We start from the raw sequence: 20,510 nt of genomic DNA, 5'->3' as shown, positions 1-20,510 counted from the left end.
CTAACCCAGCCGCAGCAGCAAGACGCCGCCAAGCAGGGCGAGGGCAGCCAGCCATTTGCCACGGCCGAGGCGCTCTTGAAAGCAGACCGCGCCAATCAGGAAAGAGATGAGTATGCCGCTCTCGCGCAGGGCGCTGACCTGGGCCAGGGGCGCCTGGGTCATGGCCCACACCACGATGGCGTAAGCCAGGGTCGAGCAGGCGCCCCCCAGCAGGGCGAGGCGCCAGCCCCGCCTCAGTACCGGCCAGAGCGCCACCCCGAGGGCGCGGCGCGCCAGCGCCAGCATCAGGCCTCCCTCCAGCACCACCAACCAGAGCACATAGGCCACCGGCTGATCGCCGCTGGCCCGAGCCCCCATGCCATCGACCAGGGTGTAGCAGGCGATGAGGCCGGCGCACAGCCAGGCGCTGGGATCCTGCCTGTCCATCCCCTTGAGTCCAAGCAGGATGAGTGCGGCGGCGATGAGGGCGATGCCCGCCAGGGCCGTACCCTGCGGCATGCCTTCGAGCAGCAGCGAGGGGATGAACAGCAGCAGGATGGCGCCGCCGCGCATCAGGGTATAGCGCTGGGCCAGGGATCCCGCCCCATAGGCGCGGGCCAGCAGCTGGTAATAACCGACGTGAAGCAGGGCCGAGACCAGCAGAAAGGGCCAGGCGGCCGGGGCGGGCGGGGGCTGCCAGGGCAGCAGGGGCAGGGCGATGAGGGCGCAGCCCTGGCTGACCAGCAGCGTCATGGCGCTTTTGTCGCGGGCGCCCTTGATCAGGGCATTCCAGCCCACGTGGAGCAGGGCCGAGCCGAGCACCAGACTGAAGACGAGGGGGGACATAGGACTCCAATGTACTCAGTGATACGGACAGGGCCAACTGGCCCTGTCTCTTGCTTGCCCTTGATTCAGCGCTGACGCCAGCGCTGGGTGCGCAGCCCAAGGAGGTGGGCCAGCAGGAAATAGACCCCCTTGGCCGCCATGGCGGTGAACAGCAAGAGCACGGCCATGGCGGCGGCGCTGCCGGTCTGGCCCGCATCGTCCAGGTTGAGGATGGCGATGGCGGCAGGCAGGGTATCGGGGGCGTAGAGGAAGACCAGGGCCGAGGTGGTGGTCAGGGCATTGACGAACAGATAGATGGCGACGTCGAGCAGGGCCGGACTGCACACCGGCAGCGTGATGCGCCAGAAGGTGAGGTAGCGGGGCAGCTTGAGGGAGCTGGCCACCGTCTCTATCTCGCTCGGCAGCTGCTTGAGGGCGGCCTGCATCGTCATCTGGCCGACCGTGTAGTAGTGGCACAGGGAGTTGATGACCAGCAGGGTCATGGTGCCGTAGAGCAGGGAGAGGGGATTGCCTGGCTGGTTGAAGAAGAAGATGTAGCCCAGCCCCAGCACCATGCCGGGCACCGCCATGGGCAGCAGCCCCAGCAGGCTGATGAGGCGGCGCAGCCAGCCAAAGCCGTCCACCTTCTCCACCAGGTAACTGCCCAGCATCACCAGGGCACTGCCAAACAGGGCGACCCCGGCCGCCAGGGTGAGGGAGTTGAACCAGGGTTGCCAGCCATAGGGGGTGGTGCTGGCAAAGTCATAATGACGCAGGCTGAGCCCCAGATCCCAGGGCCAGAAGCTGACCAGGGAGCCATAGATGGCGACCCCTATCAGGGTGACGATGAAGAGGGCGATGAGGGAGCAGAACACCAGGCAGCAGCCATCCCGCAGGGCATGGGGGACGGGGCGGTAAATGACGGCGTTGCTGGCCAGCTGCCCCCGCTGGCGACGGGCGAGCCAGCGATCCAGGCCGAAGGCGAGCAGGGCGGGCAGCAGCAGGAAGACGCTGGTGACCGCGCCCATGGTGAAGTTCTGCTGGCCGACCACCTGCTTGAAGATGTCGGTGGCGAGCAGGGAATATTGACCCCCGATCACCTTGGCAACGGCAAAGTCGCACACCGCCAGGGTGAACACCAGTACCAGGGCGCTGAGGATGCCGTAACGGGCATTGGCCAGGGTGATGAGCACGAAACGGCGCCAGCTCGGCAGCTTGAGCACCCGGGCGGCCTCGTAGAGGCGCGCATCCGCTGTGCCGAGGGTGGTGCAGAGCAGCATGAGGGCATGGGGAAAACACCAGAAACCCAGGCCGAGCAGTATGCCGATGGGGCCATAGATGGACTCCCCCATCAGCCAGGATTTAAGCATGCCCTGGTTGCCGAACAGATAGATGAGGCTGATGGCGGGCAGCAGGGAAGGGGCCAGGATCGGCAGGTTGGCCAAGAGGCGAAACCATCGCCGCCCCGGCATGCAGCTGCGGGTCAGGGCGAAGGCGTAGCCGAAGGCGAGCACCACCACCCCGACGCTCACCGCGAGCCCGATCAGCAGGGTGTGACCGGCGGAGGAGCGCAGCTGGGGGGCGGCGAGATAGTGCTGAAAGTTGGCCAGGCCGACGAACTGGCCGCCGGCATCCTGCACGCTCTTTTGCAGCATGGCCAGCAGGGGGGCGGCCAGCCCCAGCAGCAGGAAGAGGCTGACCGCGAGCAAGAGCACCAGGGCCAGCAGGCGATCCGCACGCCACTGGGCGCGCTCGGACAGGAAGAGGGTCGGCATGGGGACTCCGAACAGGCGCAAAGGCTCAGACTGGGGGCGAGGGGAATTCAGGCGTGGCATGTGGGCTCCGGGCGAAAATGGTGCAGCTGATCCCGGGGGATCTCCAGATGCAGGCGGCGACCTGGGGCGAGATCCAGCGCCGCCACCTCCCGCAGAGGCACATTGACCTGCAGCGGCTCGGCCAGGGCCGCGTGGTGGCAGGCGACCCGCACGTGATTGCCCTGGAAGGCGCAATCCGAGATCTCGACCGGCAGTTGTCCTCCTAAAGATGAGAGGCGCAGTGCCTCCGGGCGAATGCCGAGCTCGCCGCCTATCCCTTCCCCCGGGCAGGCGAGCTGGCCTGGCAGGAAGTTCATCTGACCGACGAAGTTGGCGACGAAGCGACTGGCCGGGGCCCGGTAGATCTCCTCCGGGGTGCCGAACTGTTCGATGCGCCCGGCGTTCATCACCAGGATGCGATCGGCCATGGTGAGCGCCTCCTCCTGATCATGGGTCACCATGATGGTGGTGATGCCAAGGCGCCGCTGCAGGCGCTTGATCTCGTCGCGCAGATGGACCCGCACCTTGGCATCCAGGGCCGAGAGGGGCTCGTCGAGCAGCAAGAGGCCGGGAGAGAGGATCAGTGCCCGGGCCAGGGCGACTCGCTGCTGCTGGCCGCCGGAGAGCTGGGCCGGGTACTTCGCCTTGGCCGCCTCCAGATGGACCAGGGCCAGCCACTCGTCGACCCGGGCGGTGATGGTCTGGCTCGGCAGCTTCTGCTGGCGCAGGCCGATGGCGATGTTCTCGGCCACTGTCAGGTTGGGGAACAGGGCATAGGACTGGAAGACAATGCCAAAGTCGCGAGCCTCTGGGGGGAGCAGGGTGACATCCTGGCCTCCCTGGCGGATGCTGCCGCTGCTCGGGGTCTCCAGCCCGGCGATCATCCGCAGCATGGTGGTCTTGCCGCAGCCGGAGGGGCCGAGGAAGCAGACGAACTCCCCCGCCTCGATGGAAAGAGAGAGGGGGTTGACGGCGGTGAAGCCATCGAAGTGTTTGGAGATATGTTCGAGTTGCAGATAGGCGCTCATCAGAGGACTCCTTCTTGGTGTAGACCAGATTGTCCCGTCGCCAGGTTGCAGCTTGATGACAATGAGGTGGCGGGGCGAAAAAGAGCCCGCCGAAATAAAGAGAGCGGCGCCCCTGGGCGCCGCTCTTGCTGTGTCCTGGCTGCGGGCGTTGTGCCGCCCGCAGTCCGGATCACTGGGCCTCGGACTTGCCGTCGAAGCGGCTGCTCCAGTCGGCGAGGATCTGAGTGCGCTCCCTGGCCATCTTGGCGAAATCGAGGGGGATCATCGCCTGCTTCACGTCCGGGTAGTTGGGCACAGGTTTGCTCAGGGCTGCTATGCCCACCACGGGGTAGTTCTGGCTGTAGAGGCGGTTGGCGCTCTCGCCGATGGACCAGTCCACCAGGGTCTTGGCGGCGGCGGATCCTTCGTTGACCAGGGCCACGGATTCGGTGTCCCAGCCGATGCCGCCCTTGGGCAGGATCACGCTGATAGGGGCCCCCTGGGTCTTGAGTTTGGCGCCCCGCAGGCTCATGGAGATGCCCGCCAGCACCTCGCCCTGGGCCGCCTGCACGCAGGGCTTGGAGCCAGAGTGGGTGTACTGGGCTATGTTGCCGTGCAGTTTTTCCATGTAGGCCCAGCCCTTGTCATCCCCCAGGCTCTGCAACCAGGCCGCGACCATCATGAAGCCGGTGCCGGAAGAGGCGGGGTTGGGCATGGCGATCCTCCCCTTGAATTCGGGCTTGAGCAGATCCTCCCAGCTGGTGGGAGCCGGGATGCCGAGGGACTTGCCCATGGCCTCGTTGAAGCAGACGGCGTTGAAGAAGGCGTCGTTGCCATACCAGGCCGGGTTCGCCTGCGGGTCGCGCAGACCCGGATCCAGGGCCTCGGCACCGGCGGGCAGGTAGGGCTTGATCACCCCTTCCTGCTTGAGCAGGGCGAGGGAGGATCCCGCCAGTCCCCATACCACATCGGCCTGGGGCCGCGCCTTCTCGGCCAGCAGCTTGGCGGTGATGACCCCGGTGGAGTCGCGCACCCACTTGATCTCGATGTCGGGGTGGGCCTGTTCGAAGGCCTGCTGATAGGGCCCCATGATGTCGGTCTCAAACGCCGTGTAGACGGTCAACACCTCCTTGGCGTGGGCGGTCGTGGCGAGGGTCATCATGCCCAGCAGGGCGGCGAGCTTGGTCATCTTCATCGAACTTTCCCTATTGCGGTGGAGTGGGGAGACAGGAGCGGGAGACCCGATCCGCCAATCTGGTTCATACCAGATGGTTGGATTGGCATGCTAGGAAGGGAAAATGACGGTTGGATGACGGCATCATGGCAATCCTGTGACCCTTGTCTGTCGCCGAAAAAGGATGGTGTGCGGGCTATGTGAAGCTTTGATGAAGATTGGCGGCGGGTGCTTTACCCCCGCAGATGGGCCCCATACCATGGCGCTAAATGGTATAGACCAGTGTCGATGACCACTCCCCTAGCTGCCGACGATGAGGCCATATGAACAAGGACAACCCCTATCTGCTGCTGACCCCGGGTCCGCTCTCTACCTCCCGCACCGTGCGTGAAGCCATGCTCAAGGATTGGTGTACCTGGGATGACGACTACAACCTGGGGGTGGTGCAGGCCATCCGTGCCCGGCTGGAGGCGCTGACCGGCTACCCGGATCTCTACAGCAGCGTCTTGATGCAGGGGTCGGGCACCGCCAGCGTCGAGGCGTGCCTGGGCAGCGTGATCGGCCAGAACCACAAGCTGCTGATCGTCGACAACGGCGCCTATGGTGCCCGCATGGTGGAGATAGCCCGCAGGCTCAACATACTCCATCGGGTCTACCAGCTGGACGAGTGCCAGCCGGCCGATCCCGAGGAGCTGGCCCGCCTGCTGGCCGAGGATGACACCATCAGCCATGTGGCCATGGTGCACTGCGAGACCACCACAGGCCTGCTCAACCCCCTGGAGGCCGTTGGCCGGGTGGTGCAGCAGGCGGGGCGCTGCTTCATCGTCGATGCCATGTCGAGCTTTGGCGGCATTCCCATCGATTTTCAGCGCGCCGGCATCGACTTTCTGATCAGCTCGGCCAACAAGTGCATCCAGGGTGTGCCCGGTTTTGGTCTGGTGCTGGCCAGGCGCAGCCGCCTGCTGGCCTGCGAGGGGCAGGCCCGCTCCCTCTCCCTGGATCTGTTCGATCAATGGCGGGTGATGGAGCAGGGGGGCGGCAAGTGGCGCTTCACCAGCCCGACCCATGTGGTGCGCGCCTTCCATCAGGCGCTGCTGGAGCTGGAGCAGGAGGGGGGCGTCGCCGCCCGTCATGCCCGCTATTGCGAGAACCAGCGCCGCCTGGTGGCAGGCATGGTGGCCCTGGGCTTTGAGCCCCTGCTCGATGAGGCGCTGATGTCCCCCATCATCACCTCCTTCCTGGCACCGACGGCGCCGGGTTACGACTTCAAGGGCTTCTACGAGCGGCTCAAGGGGGTGGGGTTTGTCATCTATCCGGGCAAGGTCTCCCGGGCCGACTGTTTTCGCATCGGCAACATAGGGGATGTCTATCCCGCTGACATGGACCGCCTGCTGGCTGCCGTGGCCGCCCACAGCGACTGGCAAGCCTGAGCGGGCCGGCGGTTACCATCCCTCGCGTGCCCGCAGCCCGGGCCATCCATCCATGACGACGGCAAGGTCACCCTTGCCAGGAGAGCACAATGAACAAGCAGTCAGTGAACAAGCAAGTGGAAGCCGTGATCCTCGACTGGGCCGGTACCGTGGTCGATTTCGGCTCCTTCGCTCCCACCAGCATCTTTGTCGAGGCATTCGCCCGCGCCTATGAATTCGAGGTGACCCTGGCCGAGGCCAGGGTGCCCATGGGCCTTGGCAAGTGGGACCATATCCAGGCCCTGGGTCGCCTGCCCGAGGTGGATGCGCGCTGGCGCGCCCGCTTCGGCCATTCCATGAGCGAGGCCGAGGTCGATACCCTCTATCACACCTTCATGCCCTTGCAGCGGGCCAAGGTGGCCGAGTTCGCCGAGCCCATCCCGGGGGCCCTGGCCACCATCGCCTGGCTGAGGGGGCGGGGCATCAAGATAGGCTCCTGCTCCGGCTACCCGAGAACCGTGATGGAGGCCCTGTTGCCCGCCGCCAGGGACGCGGGTTACCGCCCGGATCATGTGGTGGCCACCGACGATCTGCCCGCAGGGGGCAGGCCCGGCCCCTGGATGGCGCTGGCCAACGTCAATGCCCTTGGGGTGGGCTCGGTGCAGGCCTGCATCAAGGTGGACGATGCGGCCCCCGGCATAGAGGAGGGGATCAACGCCGGCATGTGGACGGTCGGCCTGACTCTTTCCGGCAACGAGGCGGGCCTCACCCTGGCCGAGTATCAGGCCGCCAGCCCGGCGACCCTGGCGGCTTGCCGCGCCAAGGCGGCTCCCAGGTTGCAACAGGCGGGGGCCCACTATCTGATCGACACCCTGGCCTCCCTGCCCGCCGTGGTGGCCGAGATCAATCGCCGCCTGGAGGCGGGGGAGAAACCCTGAGTCACAGCTCCGTCAGCACGTCACATACGACAAGAGGCCCGCGCAGCGGGCCTCACCGTCTGAGGGACAAACTGGCGGTCTGCGGATGCCGGGCATGCAAGCAGGTTGTGGCGCCCCATGGGTTGGCCCGGTGGGCGCCCGGCTGCGACTCACACTCCTTCATGGGCTTGATGCTCTGTATCCGCTCTATCCGATGTCAGGCGCCTTTCCGTGCTTCTCTTCCCTCGTTCATTCTCTCTTCGCACGCACCATGGGCCTTGGGCGCAGTGCCCTGGTCCCCTATCAGGGGCATCAGCGCCGGGATACGCGGTTGCTGGAGTGAAAAATCATCACATATGCCATCAAACCTAGATCGTCAGTCAAGAGCAGGCCGTCGACAGGGCGGGGCCAGGGCGAAAGGATCGCCGCGTTTATGGCGGGTCAGCGAGGCGCGAGTGGCGCAGAGCAAGAAGAGGGAGCCGCAGTGCTGAGTTGCAGAGGGAGACAAGCAGGTGAGCTGTAGTGACAGGGGTGAAAGGGCGAGCCGGAATGAAAGGGCAAACACTAATCCTGGCTGATGAAAACCAGCAATCCATGGACACCTGAGAGCCGCTTCTCGACCTCATCGTGCTGTTCCCTGCATCCGACATGGGCCCAGGCGCCACCCCGGCAAAGCGGGGGGGCGCCAAGGGGGGAGTGGCGCGAACTCAGCCCTTGTCCGCCTTGCCGGCGGCATCGGCGAGGCGGGCAAGGTGGCGAGCCCAGGAGGGCACGGGGCGCCCCTCGTCCTCGGCCTGTTCCTTGCGAAGGATGGCGCGGCGCACCAGGTTGGCGCCGAGCCAGCGTATTGGCTCCGGTGGGAACTGGCCCCGGGGGCCCCTTGCCAGGGAGCAGTGGCGCCACTCGTTGTCGAGATCCAGCGCCAGGGCGGCGAGGATCTCCCCGCCCATCCAGCTTTGCACCACGCCGTTGCCCGAATACCCGGCGCCATAGAGGACATTGGGGTGATCCTCGAGATGGCCGAAGAAGGGCAGACCGGTGGCGCTGCGATCAGAAGGGCCGGTCCAGCTGGCGGCGATGGGCAGATCCGCGAGGGAGGGAAAGAAGCCGTCGAGGCGGCGGCGCAGATCGGCGGCGAAGGCGCTGGGGCGATCGAACCAGGGATGGAGGCGGTTGGCAAACGCAAAGCGGTTGCCCCCCTTGCCCAGCATGAGGCGACCGGCCGGGGTACGGCGGTAATAGTGCACGAAGGTGCGGCCATCCACCACGCTGATCCCGTCCGTCAGTCCCAGTGCGTCGAGGCGCTCGGGGGCGGGATCCGTGATCACCATGTCGGAGGAGACCAGGATCAGGTTGCGGGAGAACTGGCGGCACTGGCGCGGCAGCCAGGCGTTGATGGCGAGGATCACCTTGTCGGCCCTGACGCTGCCAAGGGGGGTCTCGAGCAGGGGCCTGGCGCCGTACACCAGCCGGGTCATGGGGGTCTGTTCATGGATGACAATGCCGAGGGCCAGGGCGACCCGGCGCAACCCGCGCACCAGCAGGGCGGGTTGCACGCTGCCCGCCGCCGGGCTGAAGTGGCCCGCCAGGTGAGCCTTGGAGCCAGCGCGGGCCTGCACCTCTTCCGGGGGCAGGGATTGCCAGCGGCTGATCCCCGCCTGCTCGAGGGCGGCGAGGGCGGGGGTCATGCCCCCTTGCTGGGCCGGGCTGGTGGCGGTGTAGAGGGTGCCATCGAGGCGCAGCTGCGCCTCGATGCCGTGATGCTGGCAAAAATCGCGGATGGCAAAGACCGCCTGCTCGGACGCCTGCACCAGACGCGTCGCCTCCTGCTCGCCAAACAGGCGGCGCAGGGAGGGGTACTTGGTGGACCAGGTGAGCAGGCAGCCGCCATTGCGCCCGGAGGCGCCACTGCCGCACAGGGCCCGCTCTATGATAACCACTCGCAGGGCCGGATCCTGCTGCTTCAACTTGATGGCGCTCCACAGGCCTGTGTAGCCGCCACCGACGATGGCGATGTCGACCTCGATGTGTTGCCCGAGGGGGATGGGGTCGGCCGGTTGTTCCCGGGCCAGGGCCTCGGCCAGCCAGAAGGGAAGTGTCTCTTGGGTCATGGGTCGCCTGTTGGTCTATACCAAAAGGCGCCAGTATGGGGGCCGTCCATGACGTTGCCATGACGCCAGGGTGACAGCCTGATGGCAAGCGGGAGAGCGGTGGGCTAAGGGGCGGCCCGGCTCAGGGCTGCCGGGCTGGGGGGGCGCTGATGCGCTCCAGCTCGATGACCAGGGCGTCATGGCGCCAGTATTCGTGATCGAGTTCATAGAGGCGGCCAGCCTCATCGAAGTTGAGGCGGCGGATGAAGAGGGCGGAGGAGCCGGGGGTGAGGCCGAGCAGGCTGGCACGCTCCCCTTCCAGGATGACGGGATAGAACTGGATCTGGGTGCGCGCCAGGTGCAGCTGGTAGTGCTCCTCGAACAAGCGGGTCAGGGACTGGCTCAGATCGTGGCGGCCGAGATCCGGGCAGCAGCTGGCGCAGACATGGTTCTCCTCGAGCAGCACGACGCGCCCGTCCAGGCTGCGCAGGCGTTGCAGGTTCCAGCTCTTGGTGAAGGCGGGCAGCCCCATGGTCTGGGCCGCCTCTGGGCTCGGGTAGGCGAGCTGGCTGGCGAGCAGCCGGGTATGACCGAGGCGGCCCTGGGCCGTCACCAGCTCGTTGAAGCTGGCGCGCTCGGTCGGGTTGTAGCGCAACCTGGGGGGGGAGACATACCAGCCGCGGCGATTCTCCCGATAGATGAGCCCCTTGCCCTCGAGCAGTGCCAGCGCCTCGCGCAGGGTGACCCGGGTGGTGGCGAAGGTGTCGGCCAGCTGGCGTTCGGCGGGCAGCTTGCCCTGGGCCTGGATGCGGCCGGCCAGGATCTCCTGCTCGATGGATTGACTGATGATCTGATAATGAAGAGCCGGGCTGTGCATGGCTGATCCTGTGATGAAGGCAAGGGAGACGAAGGCGATGAGCCGAGGGGCTGGTCGGCCCCTGACGGCCCCATTGGATGACATTCAGATGTCAGCCTGATGACAAGGGACAATAAGGGGCCATTCCCGGGGCGTCAAGGCGCCTGGCCCTGGCTGGGACAGGGCACGGGCGGCGGCAGGGGAGTGCGTTCACGGGGAGCGGAAAGCAAAAAATCCCGCACGAGGCGGGATCCTGAATAAATGGTGCGTCCTAGTGGATTCGAACCACCGACCCCCACCATGTCAAGGTGGTGCTCTAACCAGCTGAGCTAAGGACGCATCTTCATCAAAATGTGGTGGGTTTAATTGGATTCGAACCAACGACCCCTACCATGTCAAGGTAGTGCTCTAACCAACTGAGCTATAAACCCACGGCTGCTATCGCAGTAATATGGTGCGTCCTAGTGGATTCGAACCACCGACCCCCACCATGTCAAGGTGGTGCTCTAACCAGCTGAGCTAAGGACGCGAAAACTGTGTGCTGAATGGTGCGTCCTAGTGGATTCGAACCACCGACCCCCACCATGTCAAGGTGGTGCTCTAACCAGCTGAGCTAAGGACGCATCGCATATCAGAAAGTGGTGGGTTTAATTGGATTCGAACCAACGACCCCTACCATGTCAAGGTAGTGCTCTAACCAACTGAGCTATAAACCCACTCGATGAATTGAATTCGAACCGACGACACAATCTTCACCGTGCCAAGGTCACGCTCTGACCAACCGAGCGACAAACCCACTTCACCACGCCAGCTGTGCTGACGTGGACGGCATACTACCCATGGCCCCCAAGGCTGTCAACAAGGGACATGCACAAAGGAGACTGTTTGCCCAGTTCTTGCGCAGCCTGTTGATTTTGCAGGCATGACGGTTCAAAAGCTGCGCTCTGGCCCCCGCCGGTCGGTGTGGCAGCCTCCTCGTCAGGGGGCCGGGTGGCGGGCGGCGCAGGCGGCCAGGATCCGCTGCCAGCCATGGGCGTGGCGCAGGCTGGCGGCGCGAAACGCCAGCCAGGCCTGGCTCTGCAGACCCAGACCATAGCGCTGGCGCCAGGGGGAGAGGGCGGGTTGGGGTGTCAATGGGGTCAGCAGGCGTTCAAGCAGGGGAGCGGTGGCGCGAAACTGGCGATCCAGCCCGGTGAGCCAGGGCTGGATCGCCCCGCCATAGTAGTGACCAAGGGCACCGCGCAGCCGCACCGCCCGGTTCGAGTCCGTGGCCGGGCAGGCGTCATCCAGGCTGGCTTGTTCTATCTGTTGTGCGCTCTGGTTGAGGCGGGCCGTGGCGAGTTCGAGGGAGTAGAGCAGGCGCGCCAGTCCCCGATCCCGGTAGAGACTCTCCAGGGCCGGGGTCAGGGGCGGCAGGGATGGCAGCGCCTTGCTCGACCGTAGCGTCTCGGCCGCCAGCACCCCATCTCGCCACTGCAGCAGGGTGAGCAGGGCCTGCCGGGTCTCGACCAGGCTGGCATCCGGCGCCAGGGGGGTTGGACGGGGGGAGAGGGCGCGGCGCAGCTCCTGGCTGCTCACCAGGGCATTCCAGAATCTGGCGTTGAGCACGGCGCGTTTTTGCCTGGCGAGATCCGCGAGCCAGAGCCGGGTCTGCGGGTCCTCGCTGTGACAGGCATCGAGTCGCTGGATCAGCTGCCACTCGTAATCGAGGCGGCTGAAGTGGTCGGCGCTGCGGCCCAGGGGGCTGTTGCGCTCGGCCACCAGGGCGCCGAGGCCGCATCGGTTGAGGGTCAGCATGTCGAGCAGACCGACCCGCAGGTCCGGGATGGTCAGCTGCAGGTCCCGCTGGGGCGGGAAGGGGATGGGGGTGACGGGCACGGTGGCGGGGGCGGGTCGCTCCAGCACGGAGGCGACCCGGGTCTGATAGGTATCAAACTGCGACTGGGGCCCGGGCTCGCAGCCGGCGAGCAGGGTGGTCGCCAGCACCATGGCCAGGGCAGGGCCTCTGACTGCCATCCGCGCTCTCCTTGCTGGCGCTGCCTGCGCCCGGGTCAATGGATTGCCCGCCCCCCTCAGCGGGTGGCGAAGCGGCCGTAGATCACCCTGAGTCTGGCACCCAGCATCAGGGCGGCGCCGGTCAGGCCGACGATGAAGCCGATCCAGAAGCCCTGGGGCCCCATGCGGGGCACAATCCAGTCGGTCAATCCCAGGATCATGCCGCTTGGCAGCCCCAGTCCCCAGTAGGCGACGATGGTGATGTAGAAGATGGCCTGGGTGTCCTTGTAGCCGCGCAGGGCGGCGGCGGCCACCACCTGCACCGAATCGGAGATCTGGTAGATGGCGGCGAAGAACAGCAAGATGGCCGCGAGGGTGATCACCTGGAGATCATCGGTGTAGATGGCGGCGATCTGCTCGCGCAGCAGCACGGTCAGGGCGGCGGTGCAGGCAGCGACCGCGATGCCCAGCATCAGGCCGGTGCGGGCCGCGACCCTGGCATGATCAGGCAAGCCTTCACCTATGCTGTGGCCGACCCGTATGGTCACGCCGACGCCAATGGACAGCGGCAGCATGAACACCAGGCTGGAGAAGTTGAGGGCTATCTGGTGGCTCGCCACCGTCTCCGCGCCAAACGGCGCCAGCATCAGGGCCACCACGGTGAACAGGGTCACCTCGCAGAAGATGGCCATGGCGATGGGGAACCCCAGGCGAAACAGGCGCCAGATCCGGCTGCCGTTGGGGCGGGCAAGCTGGCTGAACAGCCCGATCTCCTTGAAGTGGGTGGAGACCTTCACATAGAGGATCATCGCCAGCAGCATGGCCCAGAGCACGATGGCGGTGGCCACGCCGCAGCCGACGCCGCCGAGTTTGGGCATGCCGAAGTGGCCATGGATGAAGATGTAGTTCGCCGGGATATTGACCGCCAGCCCCACGAAGCCGATCACCATGGTGGGCATGGTGTGGGAGAGTCCCTCGCTGAAGTTGCGCAGCACCTGGAACAGTACGAAGGCGGGCAGTCCCCACAGGATGGCGTGCAGGTAGCCGGCGGTCTTGTCCGCCATCACGGGATCCACGTCCATGAATTGCAAGGCCAGCGGGCTGACATAGAGGGCCCCCATGGCGATGGGGGTCACCATGAGCGCCAGCCAGAAGCCCTGGTGCACCGCCGGGCGCACCTGGTCCCGTTTGCGGGCCCCGTTGAGCTGGGAGACGATGGGGGTGAGCGCCATGATGATCCCCTGTACCAGCAGGATCACCGGCAGCCAGAAGCTGGAGGCGACCGACACGGCGGCGAGATCGACCGCGCTGACCTGACCGGCCATCACGGTATCGACGAAGTTCATCGCGATCTGTGCGACTTGCGCCACCAGGATAGGGCTGGCAAGACGAATGAGTTGCCTCGCCTCGGACCAATAACGTTGCACTGACACCTCCGGTGGGAACAGCCAGGGTTGGCATGATGACATGGATAAAGAGAAGGTCGGTGCACCAGAACGGGGCACCGAGGGAGTCATTCTAGCCGTAATGGCCAGACAAACGAAATGATAGCGTGCGCCTTGCCCCCCAATGGGGTTGCTTACCCTTTGATCTCGCTGTCCTCGTGGTCGCTGATCAAGAGATTGGCGGCGGCGTAGGCGGCCTGCTCGCGCAGCTCGCTGGGTACCCGCTCGTCCCGGGCCACCGCATCGAGGGCCCGGATGCTGGCGGCGATGGCCTGAGGCACATAGCCCTGCTCCCCGGACCCTATCTGGTTGTAGGCGATGCGAATGGCTTCACAGCATTGATATACCAGCATTTTTATTTCCTCGTTAAGCCAGGTTGGAATGGCGTCACTATAGCGAGCCGGGGTCTCCTTGTCAGCCGCCGCCCTTGTCTTGCAAGGTGGCCGGGGGTAACCTGCCGACAATTTTCACAGCCTGGAGAGACCCATGTTCACCGGTATAGTACAGGGGACCGCCGAACTGGTGGCCATCGAAGATCTGCCCAACTTTCGCACCCATGTGATCCGCATGCCGAGCCCGGCCTGGGGCGAGGGGCTGGCGCTTGGCGCCTCCGTGGCCCACAACGGCTGCTGCCTGACCGTCACCCGGGTGGAGGGGGATAGGGTCAGCTTCGATCTGATGCAGGAGACCCTGCGCCTCACCAACCTCGGGCAACTGGTGGTGGGGGACAAGGTCAACGTGGAGCGGGCCGCCCGCTTTGGCGACGAGATTGGCGGACACGCCATGTCCGGCCACATCATGGGCACGGCCGAGGTGACCTCTGTCATCGACACCCCCAACAACCGCCAGGTGTGGTATCGCCTCGCCCCCGAGCTCATGAAGTACGTGCTGACCAAGGGCTACATCGGCATCGACGGCATCAGCCTCACCGTGGGCGAGGTGCGCGGCAACGAGTTTTGCGTCAACCTCATTCCCGAGACCCTGGCCCGCACCAACCTGGGCTGGGTCAAGGCGGGCTGGCACACCAACATCGAGATCGATCCCCAGACCCAGGCCATCGTCGACACCGTGGAGCGGGTGCTGGCGGCGCGCCAGTAACCACCTGGGCGCTGCCCCCAGGGTACGAAGAGGAGGGCGGCATCACGGGAAAGGCGCCCTCTTGTGGAAGAGGCACCGCCTTTGAGCCTTGGAGACTTCCCTATGTTTGTCGTGACATTGACCTATGTAAAACCACTGGATGAGATCGATGCCCTGATCCCGGCCCACATTGCGTGGCTGGAGCGGCAGTATGCCGCAGGCCATTTTCTGGCGTCCGGGCGTCAGGTACCCCGGGTCGGGGGCGTCATACTGGCGCAGGGAGTGAGCCGAGACACCCTGGAGGCGATACTGGCAGAGGATCCCTTCAAGCAGGCAGAGGCGGCCGACTATCAGGTGGTGGAGTTTGTTCCGACCATGACGTCGGCGAATGCGGCGTGTTTGAGGGAGGGGTGACCCAAGCTGACGATGGCACCATAACAAGCGGGACCCACAGGGTCCCGCTTGTTCTTGTCTGTGTCTGGGCAGGGCGATTCAGAACATCTGCTCGTCGTCGGCATCCACAAACAGCTGCAGACAGTCGCGCACCTCGTCCCGGTGCAATCTCAGATGGATGGGGTTGCAACAGGCCATGCAGTCCTCGTAAAACTCCTGATCCCCCTGGCTCGCATCCAGCTCGACCCGGGTGTGGTGGCCGCAGTGGGGGCAGACGATACGCTTGCTGATGTAGTCGATCATGGTGACCTCCCGAAGGCCAAGGGTACATGGCCATATCCCAGAGTCTAGCCAGTGTGGCGTCATCATACCGGGAGCCAGCGCACCTTTGCGCAGGGCCAGGCCGACAAGGGGCTGAGCTCGCGCCAGGGCGCTGATGGCCAGACGGGGATCGCCTGCCAGGGCGGATTGATGGAGCGAGCGGTGGTTGCTTGTCTATTTGAGCCAGCGGGCCAGCATGTCCGCATCCAGCTCGGCAAGAGAGCGCAGCTGGTGATCGGCGATGGCCAGACGTGGGTCGCCCACCAGCGCCGGGTCCGGCACGATCAGCGCCTGCATGGAGGCCGCCTTGGCCGCCAGCAGGCCGGTGAAGCTGTCCTCGATGGCGAGGCAATGCACAGGCTCGACGCCGAGCTTCTCGGCGGCGTGGATATAGACATCCGGGTGGGGTTTGCCAAAGCGCTCCACCTCGGCGGAGTGCACCGCCATGAAGCGATCCTGGATGCCGAGCTTGCCGAGCACGGCCTCCACCATGGCAAAGGGGGAGGAGGTGGCCAGGCCAATCTTGAGGCCACGGGCCTCGATGAGGTCGAGGGCTTCCAGCACCCCGGCCTTGGCCTGGCCCTCCTGCAGGATGAGCGCTATCACCTGATCCAGAATGCGCTGTACCACCTCTTCCTGGCTGGGGCTGCTCCAGGGGCGGATCCGGTACCAGTGGGCCACCAGCTGATCGATGCGCACCCCTATGGTGGAGTTGCAGTCTTCCTCGGTGTGAAAGTGGCCCAGTTCGGCGAAGACGGCCATCTGTGCCCGTTGCCAGAAGGGTTCCGAGTCGATCAGAACACCATCCATATCGAAGATCACGGCAGTTAACATCTTGTACTCCTGACATAGGTGAAGGGGGAATTATAAGCCCGGCGCTTCCATGGGAAAGGGGCAGTCACCTGCCCCTTGCGCCGGATCACGCGGATAAACGTTTGTTTTTGCGTGGTAAAGCGGATTGCCTAGAAGAGTACCTCGACCCGAGCTGCCACCGCCTTGGCCTGCTCCACGGCTTCCTGGCAATCCTGCCCACGGGCGAGCGCCACCCCGAGGCGACGACGACCGGCGATCTCCGGCTTGCCGAAGAGGCGCAGCTGGGCACCCGGCACCAGGGCCAGTGCCTCGCCAATCCCCTGATAGCGGATATCCTGGCTGTGGCCTTCTTGCAGCACCACGGCGGAGGCGCTCGGGCCGTACTGGGTGATGGTGCCGACGGGCAGCCCCAGGATGGCACGCACGTGCAGGGCGAACTCGGAGAGATCCTGGGAGATCAGGGTCACCATGCCGGTGTCGTGGGGGCGGGGGGAGACTTCGCTGAACCACACCTCGTCACCCCGGATGAAGAGCTCGACCCCGAACAGACCGTAGCCGCCAAGGGCTTCGACCACCTTGGCCGCCACCTCCTTGGCGCGGGCCAGGGCCAGCTCGCTCATGACCTGGGGCTGCCAGGATTCTCGGTAGTCGCCATCCTCCTGGCGATGGCCGATAGGCTCGCAGAAGTGGATGCCATCGACGGCACGCACCGTGAGCAGGGTGATCTCGTACTCGAAGGGCACGAACCCCTCGACAATCACCTTGCCACGGCCGGCACGGCCCCCCTCCTGGGCATAGGTCCAGCTCTCGTCCAGCCTGGCAAGATCGCGCAGCAGGCTCTGCCCCTTGCCCGACGAGCTCATCACCGGTTTTACCACGCAGGGCAGGCCGATGGCCTCGACGGCGGCCATAAACTCCTCCTTGCTCTGGGCGAAGCGGTAGGCAGAGGTGGGAAGGCCCAGGGTTTCGGCGGCGAGGCGGCGGATCCCCTCCCGGTTCATGGTGAGCTGGGTGGCGCGGGCATTGGGCACCACCTTGACACCCTCCTGCTCGAGGGCGGCCAGGGTGTCGGTGGCGATGGCTTCAATCTCGGGGATGATGAGGTCGGGCTTGATCTCGGTCACCAGGGCGCGCAGGGCAGCGCCATCGAGCATGTCCAGCACGCGGGCCTGGTGGGCCACCTGCATGGCGGGAGCATGGGGGTAGCGGTCGGCGGCGATCACCTCGATACCGAGCCGCTGCAGCTCGATGGCGACCTCCTTGCCGAGTTCGCCTGAGCCCAGCAGCAGGGCACGGGTCGCAGTGGGGCGGGTGGCGGTTCCAAACATCTGATCTCTCCTGAGGTCGGTGGTCAGCAGGGCTGATCCGGGTGAACAAAAAAAGAGGCACGCATGGCGTACCTCAGGAAACGGGTTTGTGGGCGCGCTGCTCCAGATGGGTGAGCAGGGTGATGGCGCCTATGATGATGGCGGCCCCCAGCCACAATCGGCCGGGGGGCGCCCAGCCAAATACCAGCCAGCCGGCCAGCACGTTCATGGGCAGCTTGGCAAAATCGAAGGGTTGCACGAAGGAGGCTTCCGCCACGCTGTAGGCGCGGGCGATGGACATCTGGGCCAGGGCCGACAGCACGCCGGAGGCGGCCACCAGCAGCCACTGGGTTTCGCTCGGCCACTGCCATTCGGGGATCGCCAGCATGGCGTTGAACGGGGTGCTGAAGATGAGCAGGTAGACGACGATGGTGTGGGACGACTCGCTCGCCGCCTGATAGCGCACCAGCAGGGAGTAGCCTGCCCAGAACAGGGCGGCCGCCACCGGCAGCAATGAGGCCCAGCTGAAGTCATCGGTCCAGGGGGCCAGGATCAGCATGGCGCCGACAAAGCCCGCCAGGGTGGCGAGGATGCGGGCCCGGCTCACCTGCTCTTTGAGAAAGAGGGCAGAGCCCAGGGTGGCAAACAGGGGGGAGGTCATCAAGAGCGCTATCCCCTGCCAGATGGGGACGGGGACCGCCAGCGCCCAGAGCCAGAACTGGATGCCGATGACCGCCAGGGCGACCCGCAGCAGGTGCAGGCGCAACTGGTTGGTCATCAGGGACTGGCGCAGACCGTGGCGAACGAGCCAGGGCAGCAGGCAGACCAGGGCGATCAGATACTGGTGAAAGGCGACCTGGGTCGAGGGGAGGCCAAGCGTGAAGCTGACATACTGGCTCAGGCTGTTGACGGCGGCGAAGCAGAGGCCTGCCACCATCATCCAGACGGCGCCGGCAAAGGGGGAGTGCCTGCGGGAAGAGGACATGGGATCCGGGTCACGTACAAAAAGTGCGGCGGATCATAACGGCAATCGTTTGTCATGCCAAGGGCGTGGAGTTTGATGAGACCCTTTGTGCCGAGGAAATGCACACACATCAAAATTTTTGAATGACTTGAGCATCTATTTTCGCTATCAGGCCCCAAACGCAGTGTTTATAGTGACCTCCATCGACAGCCTGGCTGTTCAACTAACAAGCAAATGGAGTGTACCATGGCCAATATCCTCGTTCTCAAGTCCAGCATCCTGGGCCAGTATTCCCAATCCAACGCCCTGATCGACGGCTACCTGGCCGAGCGCCAGGGTGACAGCGTCACGGTACGTGACCTGGCGACCCTGAACCTGCCGGTGCTGGACGGCGAGCTGGCCATGGGCCTGCGCGGCGGCGAGAACCTGAACGAGCGTCAGCTGGCCGTGCTGGCCCAGTCCGACGAGCTGATCGCCGAGCTCAAGGGGAGCGACCTGGTGATCATCGCGGCCCCCATGTACAACTTCAACATTCCGACCCAGCTGAAGAACTGGATTGACCTGATTGCCCGTGCCGGTGTCACCTTCCGCTACACCGAGACCGGTCCGGTCGGCCTGGTGGAGAACACCCGCGCCCTGGTGGTCAGCCCCCGTGGCGGCATGCACGTGGGCAATGCCACCGACCTGGTGACCCCCTACATGCGTACCGTGCTCGGCTTCATCGGCATCAAGGAAGTGGACTTCATCTATGCCGAAGGCATGGGCATGGGTCCGGAAGCCCAGGCCAAGGGGATCGAAGAGGCCAGGTCCCAGCTCGAGGCCCTGGCCAGCTGATCAGCCAGCGCCCCGCTCCCATGATGAAAACGCAGCCTTCTGGCTGCGTTTTTTTGTCTGCATGGTGTGGATGTCTGAGCGGGCGGGCTGGCGCGGGCTACTCCAGGATGAAGCGGCGGCACCCTCCCACCACCAGCAGGAGCACCACGGCCAGGGAGCCGATGAGCAGCAGGCTGAGCCACTGCTCCGTGCTGTCGGGGAGAATGGGGGTAAACAGGCTGATCATCAGCAGGGCACAGAGGGTGATCAGGCTCGCCTGTCGGGTCGGGATCATGGGGTACCTCCTTGTGGGACAGGGATGAGGTTAATCGCCGCAGATGACAGTTTGATGCTTCCGTGCATCGAGCCGCATGGCGCCGGTTCGGGCATGGCCTCCAGAAGGCCTGCCCACGAGAGCCTCATCCTAGCAGTTTTTTCGCGCCAGGATCTGCGCTCGTTCAGGGCTGTGATCCCGATCGCCCTGCGGAGCTGGTTTGCCCGCGCGAGCAAGGAGCCTTATCAGCGGAACTGCCTCTGCTGGGGCTGATAGTGAAAATCGCCGCTGGCCAGACGGGCTTCAAGGGCGCCTCTGTCGATATCCTGGGCCCGGCAGAGATCGTCCAGATCATGGTAGTGATCCCGCAGCTGCATGTTGACCAGGCTCAGCAGCATGTTGACGTCCATGGTCTCGAAGCGTTGCAGGTTCATGGCTGTTGCTCCTGATCGAGCTTGTGCAGCTGCTCCATGGCCTCGCTCACGCTCTGCAGATGCTGGCGTATGCTTTGGCGCGCCTCGCTAGGCAGATAGTCGGTCAGGGTATGCTGCCAGCTGCTCGCCTCGCTCTTGAGCTGGGCGAACAGGGCCTCGCCCTGCTCGGTGAGGGAAACCAGGCTGACCCGCTTGTCCTGTTCGCTGCTCTGGGCCTGGAGTATGCCTTTCTCGCTGAGGCGATGGATCTCCCGGGAGATGCGCACCTTGTCCATGCCGCTCGCCTCCACCAGCTCTTTCTGGCTGATGGGGTAGTTGGGCCCCAGCACCATCATCAGGCGCCATTGAGGCACGGTCAGCTGATAGCGGGCCTGATAGAACTGCTCGAAGGTCTCCCGCACCATCTCGGCGGCGTGCACCAGCTGATAGGGGGGGTAGTGTGCAAGCAGACCGATGAGTTTTTGCATATGAACTCCTGCTGTTGTCCTGCATCGGATGCAGTTTCTCTTGATACTTTAACCTGATGATACGTAACTCAAGGAGCTTTGTCTGAACAAGGGCCCGAAAAATGTGCACTGGCGCACGACCGGACAGGCCCGCCTC

Annotated in this window: 21 protein-coding genes and 5 tRNA genes; 5 read left to right on the top strand and 21 right to left on the bottom strand. The window is 65.0% G+C overall.

The window, feature by feature from the left end; translation table 11 throughout:
• The 4 genes from BN1119_RS20945 to BN1119_RS13085 all read right to left on the bottom strand — a co-directional run bounded on the left by BN1119_RS20945 (position 1) and on the right by BN1119_RS13085 (position 4,820).
• Positions 1-825 (bottom strand): EamA family transporter, encoded by an 825-nt coding sequence (locus BN1119_RS20945; protein ID WP_041998612.1) that lies wholly within the window; start codon positions 823-825, stop codon positions 1-3.
• Positions 826-890: 65 nt separating this feature from the next.
• Entirely contained in the window at positions 891-2,579 is a 1,689-nt protein-coding gene (locus BN1119_RS13095; protein WP_041998609.1) for a putative 2-aminoethylphosphonate ABC transporter permease subunit, read from the bottom strand.
• Positions 2,580-2,626: 47 nt separating this feature from the next.
• Positions 2,627-3,646: a putative 2-aminoethylphosphonate ABC transporter ATP-binding protein gene (locus BN1119_RS13090; protein ID WP_052448063.1), complete on the bottom strand. Its 1,020-nt coding sequence runs from the start codon at positions 3,644-3,646 to the stop codon at positions 2,627-2,629.
• Positions 3,647-3,815: 169 nt separating this feature from the next.
• On the bottom strand, positions 3,816-4,820 hold the full coding sequence (locus BN1119_RS13085; RefSeq protein WP_041998604.1) for a putative 2-aminoethylphosphonate ABC transporter substrate-binding protein: 1,005 nt from the start codon (positions 4,818-4,820) through the stop codon (positions 3,816-3,818).
• A gap of 302 nt (positions 4,821-5,122) precedes the next feature.
• On the opposite strand from BN1119_RS13085, the gene phnW reads away from it, so the two are divergent.
• Together phnW and phnX are read left to right on the top strand one after the other, a co-directional pair.
• Positions 5,123-6,229: a 2-aminoethylphosphonate--pyruvate transaminase gene (gene phnW, locus BN1119_RS13080; RefSeq protein WP_041998602.1), complete on the top strand. Its 1,107-nt coding sequence runs from the start codon at positions 5,123-5,125 to the stop codon at positions 6,227-6,229.
• Positions 6,230-6,318: 89 nt separating this feature from the next.
• The gene (phnX, locus tag BN1119_RS13075) at positions 6,319-7,146 is read left to right on the top strand and encodes a phosphonoacetaldehyde hydrolase (protein ID WP_041998598.1); all 828 of its coding nucleotides are present in this window, start codon (positions 6,319-6,321) and stop codon (positions 7,144-7,146) included.
• A 686-nt stretch (positions 7,147-7,832) separates the two neighbouring features.
• Here phnX and BN1119_RS13070 read toward each other — a convergent pair.
• The 10 genes from BN1119_RS13070 to BN1119_RS13025 form a co-directional block, all read right to left on the bottom strand.
• Positions 7,833-9,236 (bottom strand): FAD-dependent oxidoreductase, encoded by a 1,404-nt coding sequence (locus tag BN1119_RS13070; RefSeq protein WP_041998595.1) that lies wholly within the window; start codon positions 9,234-9,236, stop codon positions 7,833-7,835.
• A 121-nt stretch (positions 9,237-9,357) separates the two neighbouring features.
• Positions 9,358-10,092, bottom strand: a complete 735-nt coding sequence (locus tag BN1119_RS13065; RefSeq protein WP_041998593.1) for a UTRA domain-containing protein — start codon at positions 10,090-10,092, stop codon at positions 9,358-9,360.
• Positions 10,093-10,333: 241 nt separating this feature from the next.
• Positions 10,334-10,410: transfer RNA gene (locus BN1119_RS13060), tRNA-Val, on the bottom strand.
• A 15-nt stretch (positions 10,411-10,425) separates the two neighbouring features.
• Positions 10,426-10,502: transfer RNA gene (locus tag BN1119_RS13055), tRNA-Val, on the bottom strand.
• A 21-nt stretch (positions 10,503-10,523) separates the two neighbouring features.
• Positions 10,524-10,600: transfer RNA gene (locus tag BN1119_RS13050), tRNA-Val, on the bottom strand.
• 17 nt (positions 10,601-10,617) lie between these two features.
• Positions 10,618-10,694, bottom strand: a tRNA-Val gene (locus BN1119_RS13045).
• A gap of 16 nt (positions 10,695-10,710) precedes the next feature.
• Positions 10,711-10,787: transfer RNA gene (locus tag BN1119_RS13040), tRNA-Val, on the bottom strand.
• A 262-nt stretch (positions 10,788-11,049) separates the two neighbouring features.
• On the bottom strand, positions 11,050-12,087 hold the full coding sequence (locus tag BN1119_RS13035) for a DUF3080 family protein (protein ID WP_244463742.1): 1,038 nt from the start codon (positions 12,085-12,087) through the stop codon (positions 11,050-11,052).
• 56 nt (positions 12,088-12,143) lie between these two features.
• Complete coding sequence (locus tag BN1119_RS13030) at positions 12,144-13,493, bottom strand: MATE family efflux transporter (RefSeq protein WP_041998590.1); 1,350 nt, start codon at positions 13,491-13,493, stop codon at positions 12,144-12,146.
• A 152-nt stretch (positions 13,494-13,645) separates the two neighbouring features.
• Positions 13,646-13,864 (bottom strand): YaeP family protein, encoded by a 219-nt coding sequence (locus BN1119_RS13025; protein ID WP_041998587.1) that lies wholly within the window; start codon positions 13,862-13,864, stop codon positions 13,646-13,648.
• 133 nt (positions 13,865-13,997) lie between these two features.
• Between BN1119_RS13025 and BN1119_RS13020 the strand changes: the two genes are divergently transcribed.
• Together BN1119_RS13020 and BN1119_RS13015 are read left to right on the top strand one after the other, a co-directional pair.
• Positions 13,998-14,609 carry a riboflavin synthase gene (locus BN1119_RS13020; RefSeq protein WP_041998585.1) on the top strand — a complete coding sequence of 204 codons (612 nt, stop codon included), beginning with the start codon at positions 13,998-14,000 and terminating at the stop codon, positions 14,607-14,609.
• A gap of 102 nt (positions 14,610-14,711) precedes the next feature.
• Positions 14,712-15,002: a YciI family protein gene (locus BN1119_RS13015; protein ID WP_041998583.1), complete on the top strand. Its 291-nt coding sequence runs from the start codon at positions 14,712-14,714 to the stop codon at positions 15,000-15,002.
• Between the two features lie 78 nt (positions 15,003-15,080).
• Here the strand turns inward: BN1119_RS13015 and BN1119_RS13010 are convergent, their stop codons facing one another.
• From BN1119_RS13010 to BN1119_RS12995, 4 genes are all read right to left on the bottom strand, one after another.
• The gene (locus tag BN1119_RS13010; protein WP_041998580.1) at positions 15,081-15,284 is read right to left on the bottom strand and encodes a CPXCG motif-containing cysteine-rich protein; all 204 of its coding nucleotides are present in this window, start codon (positions 15,282-15,284) and stop codon (positions 15,081-15,083) included.
• Between the two features lie 192 nt (positions 15,285-15,476).
• Complete coding sequence (gene hxpB / locus BN1119_RS13005) at positions 15,477-16,136, bottom strand: hexitol phosphatase HxpB (RefSeq protein ID WP_041998577.1); 660 nt, start codon at positions 16,134-16,136, stop codon at positions 15,477-15,479.
• A gap of 128 nt (positions 16,137-16,264) precedes the next feature.
• Positions 16,265-17,443, bottom strand: coding sequence for a formate-dependent phosphoribosylglycinamide formyltransferase (purT, locus tag BN1119_RS13000; RefSeq protein ID WP_041998574.1), 1,179 nt, complete (start codon positions 17,441-17,443; stop codon positions 16,265-16,267).
• A 73-nt stretch (positions 17,444-17,516) separates the two neighbouring features.
• Positions 17,517-18,407 (bottom strand): DMT family transporter, encoded by an 891-nt coding sequence (locus tag BN1119_RS12995; RefSeq protein WP_041998572.1) that lies wholly within the window; start codon positions 18,405-18,407, stop codon positions 17,517-17,519.
• Positions 18,408-18,632: 225 nt separating this feature from the next.
• On the opposite strand from BN1119_RS12995, the gene BN1119_RS12990 reads away from it, so the two are divergent.
• Positions 18,633-19,220 (top strand): FMN-dependent NADH-azoreductase, encoded by a 588-nt coding sequence (locus tag BN1119_RS12990; RefSeq protein WP_041998569.1) that lies wholly within the window; start codon positions 18,633-18,635, stop codon positions 19,218-19,220.
• Between the two features lie 97 nt (positions 19,221-19,317).
• Here BN1119_RS12990 and BN1119_RS20720 read toward each other — a convergent pair whose 3' ends face one another.
• The 3 genes from BN1119_RS20720 to BN1119_RS12980 form a co-directional block, all read right to left on the bottom strand.
• Positions 19,318-19,494 carry a hypothetical protein gene (locus BN1119_RS20720; protein ID WP_084205461.1) on the bottom strand — a complete coding sequence of 59 codons (177 nt, stop codon included), beginning with the start codon at positions 19,492-19,494 and terminating at the stop codon, positions 19,318-19,320.
• Positions 19,495-19,718: 224 nt separating this feature from the next.
• Entirely contained in the window at positions 19,719-19,907 is a 189-nt protein-coding gene (locus tag BN1119_RS12985) for a DUF4250 domain-containing protein (RefSeq protein WP_041998566.1), read from the bottom strand.
• Positions 19,904-20,374, bottom strand: coding sequence for a MarR family winged helix-turn-helix transcriptional regulator (locus BN1119_RS12980; RefSeq protein ID WP_041998563.1), 471 nt, complete (start codon positions 20,372-20,374; stop codon positions 19,904-19,906). The genes BN1119_RS12985 and BN1119_RS12980 overlap by 4 nt, the downstream gene beginning before the upstream one ends.
• Between the last annotated feature and the right edge of the window lie 136 nt (positions 20,375-20,510).

Origin of the sequence: Aeromonas bivalvium (genome assembly GCF_000819765.1) — a bacterium.
GTDB lineage: Bacteria > Pseudomonadota > Gammaproteobacteria > Enterobacterales > Aeromonadaceae > Aeromonas > Aeromonas bivalvium.
This window is presented reverse-complemented; position numbering and strand designations above follow the sequence as displayed.